The sequence below is a fragment of the Okeania sp. SIO2C9 genome (assembly GCF_010672455.1).
GTDB lineage: Bacteria > Cyanobacteriota > Cyanobacteriia > Cyanobacteriales > Microcoleaceae > Okeania.
In genome coordinates, this window is record NZ_JAAHGO010000162.1 from 1 (window position 1) to 6,279 (window position 6,279).

Consider the following 6,279-nt stretch of genomic DNA (forward strand, 5'->3'; position numbering starts at 1 on the left):
TAGGGTTTATCTGTGCTTTCTCTTTTTAGCTGCTCATTGACCTGAAAGCTTCCCAAGTTCAGCTCTCAACTGAAGGAGTTTCGACAAACATCTTCTTTTCTACAGTATTTATGAGACAAGGCGGGTAGATAACCAATTTCATTATAGCACAATTATAGAAAGTCGCCCGCGCCTCGGCGAGGCGCCTACCCCAATTTTTCGGTAATAATTAACTTGAGCTGAAAATCCTTAAAATTCTGACTCCTAACTCCTAACTGCTATATAGCAATCGAAGCAAAGGGCGCGGACATTTCTAAATTCTCAAACTCATACCAAATTCAAATGAAGCTGCATAGAATAATACTTAAAGCACAATTGACTGTAGATAGGCATAGATAAATATAGATTAATGAATGAATTTCGTAATTCTATGCAACCTCATATAAAATTGGTATCAGTCATAGACTTTTTTTAACTTTTGCCTTTTGCCTTTTAACTTTTGCCTTGCGGGTAGCGCCATATTTCTCGCACAAATAATTTCCCATTATTTCCCCTACCAGTTTATGACCTTCCACATTCCAATGACCTCCACAGGGAAGTGCATTATCAAAACCATGCAAACATTTACCTGTTTTTTTAGCTTCATTCCACATAGGTCCAGCTAAATTATATACTGGCATATTTTCCTCTTTCCCAAAATTTTTCAGTCTGATATCTGGGTAAAATAAATTTGACACATTTAAAATTTTTTTCAAATTATCGCGCTGTTGAAGATCGGGAAGCACCTGAGAAGAATGACTAACAGTTATCAGCATAAAATCTGCCTTTTTTTCATATACTTCATCTCGCATTAACTTAATCAAACCCTCAGTTACATCCCAAGCTTTTTCCCAATCAGAATTAGGTTTTGGTTCTTTGAAAAAATCTATATTAATTGCATTGTAATCCTTGTTATACTGACGGCGTTTAGCATCAATATCTACCTTTCTAATTAACTGTATAATCCGGGAATTTTTTATTAACCAATATGGCAAGAAATCTACCATAGAAAAAGCATAACGATTTCTCTGCCAAAACTTCAAATTTCGGAATGACATATCTGCCACAAGTTGCCCATCTTGGTAAACAAAATAAGGGCGTAAATGGTCATGTTCTAGAGCGCGAGAATTGTTACTAATATCATTACCCGCATAAAAAGCTAAAATGACTAAATCTGGTTGATAATCCCAAACATGATGTCTTAAAGTCATTAATTGTTGTGCTGTGCTATAACCACTTACGCCAAAATTCATTACTTCTACTTTTCGGTTTTTTAACACAGGACATTGTTGTAAATTTTCTTCTATTATTGCACCATAAGTATCTTCTAATTTTACCTGAAGTGCTTCTGTATAAGAATCTCCTAATAAAGCAATTCTTAATCCATTTTCTGGTTTATTTTTACTCCGTTCATAATCACGAAATCCTCCACTATTCATTTTTATTTCGGAAGGGATACCTTCTTCCTGCCACAACCCTTTGCCATTAGGTTTTCCTGCCCAACCTCTATATATATCTTGGAAAGTATGGAGAGGATTTTCATCTCCATCTATTCTCGGCGCTGGATGCTCAATTCCTGCTATTCTTAACCCTATTTCACCCACTGTCAGAGTGAATATTAATGTACCTAATGTTAATCCTAAATTGATGGCTAAATTCTTGAGTTTTTTCATTATATTCGAGGTTTATTTGTTAATCAAAAATCTTTTGATAAGGGTAGGAGTCAGGAGAAATGGAAATTGTATAAAATCTGGTATTGTCGGTATATAGCAAAAGGCAGAAGGCAGAAGGCAGAAGGAAAAATCCTGCTTTGTCTGGGTTTTAGGCTTTTGATGCCTCCTAACCTTTGCTTCGACTGCTATAAATAAACCATTTAACGCGCGTCAGAAGTCAGAAGTCAGATAGGGGAAGGGGAGCCGTCGGATTGGCAACGTACAGAAGTTAACCCACCCCTAGCCCCTCCCCCTCCACCGGAGGGGAAGTAGGGGATTTGAGCAACTCTCCAAAAATATTTCGCAATTTCCCCGGGGTTGCGCGACCCATATTATTTTGATAAACCGGGTTTATATGAAATGCCCTACTATACTGACATCTGTTTCCCATAAACCCGGTTTTTTATAACTCACATTCTGTACTTCAATTAGTAGCATACAAAGTAGCACAAAATTTCCTAGTTTTCTAAGTATTTATACTCCGTAAATTAAGTTGATTAGCCTTCGCGATCGCCAAGTCACCAGCAAACCTCTCAGTATTTATACTTAATTTCTTTCTCTAAATTACCAATGGATAATGGATAATGGATAATTGATAATTGATAATTGATAATTGATAATTAATCAATTCGGCTTTATTGCTTAAGGAGAAAAAGCGTAGGTTATAACAATCCGAAGCAAGCAGATTTGATATTAATTATTAGAGAAGGGAGGACAGAAGAATTGTCCCTTGATTTTTTCTGCTCTTGTTGCCCAAAATGCTAACTTTGTTGTAGCTCTAGAGACCGAAAAGCTTGCACTTTTTTCCACCTAAAAAGGCTAAAGTCTTTAGAGGTCAATACTTTGAGAGTTAATTAGCTGTTTACAACTTCCCACACTCCCCACACTTCCCACACTCCCCACACTCCCCACACTCTCCTATAACCCTTTACATAAATTTTCAGCAATAATTTCACCTGCCAATTTATGTCCTGTAGCATTCCAATGTCCTGTACACATTGTCGTATTTTTAAACCCATGAAAACAAACCGGATTTTCCCGAACATAATTATCAAAAGGTTCCACTAAATCAATCACAGAAAAATTATGAATTTCTCCTAAATTTTTTAGTCTTTTTGTAGGATATAACCAGTCTTGAATATTCATGATTTTCATATATTCTTTTCGCACTTCTTTATTTGGATGAACTTGCGTGGCAATCATCACTGTAGCTACTTTAAACTTTGCACCTTTTTCTTGCACTTCTTTTGCCATAATTCCTATTAGTTCATCTGTAATTTTCCAAGCTTTTTTCCAAGCAGAATTTGGCGGTTCTCTAAAAATATTTGATTGTAAACTTTTAAAGTGTTTGGCAGCATTTCTCTTCTTTTTATCTGCCTCTACTTTTTTGATAATTTGTAAAATTCTGACATTATTTACTAGCCAAGCTGGTAATCTATCCACTGTTGTAATCATATAGCGGTTTGCTTGACTAATAGTTAGTTGCCTAAAAGATAAATCTAATTCTAACTTCCCATTTTCATAAACAAAAAAAGGTCGATAATGATTATTTTCTAAATGTCGAGCATTATCCGTAACATCATTGCCAAGAAAAAAAGCTAAAAGCACAATATCAGGCTGAAAATCCCAGACTTTTTCTCGGAGAGTTAATAATTGTTGAGCAGTTCCATAACCATCCACTCCAAAATTAATTACCTCTACTTTTTGACTTTTTAAATCGGTACATTTTCCCAATTCCTTCTCCATTACTGCCACAAAAGTTTGCTGATAAGAAACCTGCACTGCTGAAGTAAAAGAATCCCCAAGTACAGCAATTCTTAAAGTATTTTCCGGTTTTGCTTTAGTAATTTCCGGTCCTCTAAGACCATGACTATTAAACTCTAAATAAGCCTTTCCTTCACTCGTCCACCAACCAGAAACATTTGCTCTATATTCCCAACCTCTAACCGGATGAGGAATAGTATGAAACGTAGGATAAAATTCTGCATGGGTACTTTCCGGCATTTTTTTTAAACCCTCCAAACCAGCAATTCTTACTCCTACTTCAGCGATCGCTATTCCCGCAAATAAACTGGCGAAAATCATACTTAAATTTACCGCCAAAGTTTTTAGTTTAATCATCCTCTCAGCTATAATTTTTTTGTATTTTGATCCTGTAGATTGGGTTTAAAAAAATTAGCGGAGTTTATCCGCAGGATAAACTCAACTTTTCAATTATCAGTTATCAGTTATCAGTTATCAGTTATCAGTTATCAGTACCTCTAGCTAAAACCTTCTGCTAGAAATGGAAATATAGAATATTCTCTTTTTTTCATCCCCTCAAAAGCAGAAACTATTTACCCAAAAATTTCCGTAACTTCAGTTATCAGTACCTCTAGCTAAAACCTTCTGCTAGAAATAGAAAGACAGAATATTCTCTTTTTTTTATCCTCTCAAAAGCAGAAACTATTTACCCAAAAATTTCCGTAACTTCAGTTATCAGTACCTCTAGCTAAAACCTTCTGCTAGAAATAGAAAGACAGAATATTCTCTTTTTTTTATCCCCTCAAAAGCAGAAACTATTTACCCAAAAATTTCCGTAACTTCAGTTATCAGTACCTCTAGCTAAAACCTTCTGCTAGAAATAGAAAGACAGAATATTCTCTTTTTTTTATCCCCTCAAAAGCAGAAACTATTTACCCAAATTTTTCGGTCAAGAAAGACATAGGTAAAGTTAAACAAAAAAACCTTTCCCTTTCTTCTTTACTGCCAACATAGTCAGATTAAAACAAAGTATAAATAAACGGAGCAATTACAGAAGACTGACTCAGAACAATCAAAGCTCCTAACAAAACTAAAGTAATAATCAAAGGCAATAACCAATATTTTTTCCGCTCTCCCATAAAACCCCAGAGGTCTTTGAGAAAGTCTAATATTCCTTCAAACATTTAAAAAGGTCGCTCCATACTTTCTCTAGTTTTTAATTGACTCATAACCCGATAAGTTGAAGTTTCAGTATTCAATTGTCGCTCCATTGGGTCTTTTTTAAACATTCGCATAATCAAACCCATTGGCATAACTACAAGATAAAATACTAACCCCATCCATAGGGGAGTCATTATTGTACTCAGAAAAATTCCCACCCGCATCCAAAACTTATAAACAGGTCCCAAAGTAGGGGGCGAAACAATTGCCAATACCAATAGAGGAGTAGCAATTATCCAAGGCCATGCAGGAGGAGGCCAATGTCTGTGGAGTAACGGTAGTAATAGACCGAATAAACCGCCAAAAACACCACCCACTATTAGACCAAACTCCCTGAGACCCTTCTTATCAATTTTCGGTATCTCGCGATCGCTCATTAGTTATCCATCATCAATATTTAGTTAACTTTTAACTCGTAGCAGAAAAGTTATCAAAAGTCAATACATAAATTGCAGTAATGAAGGTGTAAAGTTTCAAACTTTATGTTAGCTTTGATTATCGTAACTTTAAATGTAGGAAAATTAACTATGTTCAAAAAAACTGGTTCTCTCTACTATTTATTTGCCTTATTTGCCTCGCTGATTTTAATGACATTTTCTGCAACAACTTATCCTGCTTTAGCCTCAGTTCAAACTCCATATCAAACTTTAAGTAGTTATCATTTTGAGATTGCTCAAGTAAATCGACCACCTTCTTGAAAACTAGACAAAGCTAGACATTTGCCATCGGTGACTGCAAATGATTTTATTACTCACCCGTTTCAATGTGTACTTGCACAGAAAGTTGATGTTCCGCCCATAAACTATGGGTTAGGATTCCCTCTAGGGCTTTCCTCCATTGAAAAAGTTGAGTCCTCCGAATACGATGTAGTTTAATAAAACTAGCAACTCGTCTCCAATGACTCCAATCATGTTTGTTGACATCCTCTGGTCTCAACAAACACTGTGGTATTTTTTCTGATAATTTTAAGGCTCTACGGCCAATTACTAAAGCAGCAGCAGTACCACTATTCAGGCCATATTTAGCCATATAATTAATCATTCCAATTACGCTAGTAAAAGCTGGATTGACTTTTATTAATTCAACTCCAAATCTTCTACAACGTGACAATATAGCTTCCCTAAAAATTCCCGTAGACAAATTGGAAAGCATCTCATTATAAACTTTACTTTCCTCGCTCATCTTGGATTTTTTCAGTGTAAAATCCAGAGACTCAATAGCAATAGCACATTCAAAAAATTCTGCTAATTTCACAACTTGGCAAACAATATTTCTCATGGATGCTTGCCGTTGTCCTGTTGTTTGATTTTTCCATTTATACGGGATTTCTTCTAAATATTCAATATTTCCATCCCATTTAACATAAGCAACTGAAATTGATTCTGCATTAAAATCAATACCAAGACAACCATTTTTTCTCGTATAAACTACTGGAATTTCTTGTATATAAGTAGCTAAATGTACATACCAATTATCCTGTTTATGCTCCCTGCGAAAAACTTGAATTGTAATTGGTTTAAAATTGTTTATGGCATAATCTAAATCTGTTGCTCTATATCTGCCATCCCTATCTGAAACTGAAAAT

6 protein-coding genes are annotated in these 6,279 nt (G+C 35.3%); 1 reads left to right on the forward strand and 5 read right to left on the reverse strand.

Annotated elements, in window-relative coordinates:
• Positions 1-437: 437 nt before the first annotated feature.
• From F6K23_RS39640 to F6K23_RS39655, 4 genes are all read right to left on the reverse strand, one after another.
• A complete protein-coding gene (locus tag F6K23_RS39640; RefSeq protein ID WP_293166571.1) occupies positions 438-1,691 on the reverse strand; it encodes an SGNH/GDSL hydrolase family protein in 1,254 nt (417 codons plus the stop codon).
• 957 nt (positions 1,692-2,648) lie between these two features.
• On the reverse strand, positions 2,649-3,851 hold the full coding sequence (locus F6K23_RS39645) for an SGNH/GDSL hydrolase family protein (RefSeq protein WP_293166573.1): 1,203 nt from the start codon (positions 3,849-3,851) through the stop codon (positions 2,649-2,651).
• A gap of 641 nt (positions 3,852-4,492) precedes the next feature.
• Positions 4,493-4,657 carry a DUF5989 family protein gene (locus F6K23_RS39650; protein ID WP_192901158.1) on the reverse strand — a complete coding sequence of 55 codons (165 nt, stop codon included), beginning with the start codon at positions 4,655-4,657 and terminating at the stop codon, positions 4,493-4,495.
• Entirely contained in the window at positions 4,658-5,071 is a 414-nt protein-coding gene (locus tag F6K23_RS39655) for an SxtJ family membrane protein (RefSeq protein ID WP_293166575.1), read from the reverse strand.
• 150 nt (positions 5,072-5,221) lie between these two features.
• Between F6K23_RS39655 and F6K23_RS39660 the strand changes: the two genes are divergently transcribed.
• A complete protein-coding gene (locus F6K23_RS39660; RefSeq protein ID WP_293166577.1) occupies positions 5,222-5,392 on the forward strand; it encodes a hypothetical protein in 171 nt (56 codons plus the stop codon).
• Between the two features lie 49 nt (positions 5,393-5,441).
• Here the strand turns inward: F6K23_RS39660 and F6K23_RS39665 are convergent.
• Positions 5,442-6,279, reverse strand: an 838-nt coding sequence (locus tag F6K23_RS39665) for an IS200/IS605 family accessory protein TnpB-related protein (RefSeq protein WP_293166579.1), incomplete at its 5' end; no start/stop codon positions are given.

Coding starts and splice junctions, on each gene's coding strand:
- F6K23_RS39650 (WP_192901158.1), bottom strand. CDS start 4,657: ATGTTTGAAGGAATATTAGACTTTCTCAAAGACCTCTGGGGTTTTATG.
- F6K23_RS39640 (WP_293166571.1), bottom strand. CDS start 1,691: ATGAAAAAACTCAAGAATTTAGCCATCAATTTAGGATTAACATTAGGT.
- F6K23_RS39660 (WP_293166577.1), top strand. CDS start 5,222: ATGTTCAAAAAAACTGGTTCTCTCTACTATTTATTTGCCTTATTTGCC.
- F6K23_RS39655 (WP_293166575.1), bottom strand. CDS start 5,071: ATGAGCGATCGCGAGATACCGAAAATTGATAAGAAGGGTCTCAGGGAG.
- F6K23_RS39645 (WP_293166573.1), bottom strand. CDS start 3,851: ATGATTAAACTAAAAACTTTGGCGGTAAATTTAAGTATGATTTTCGCC.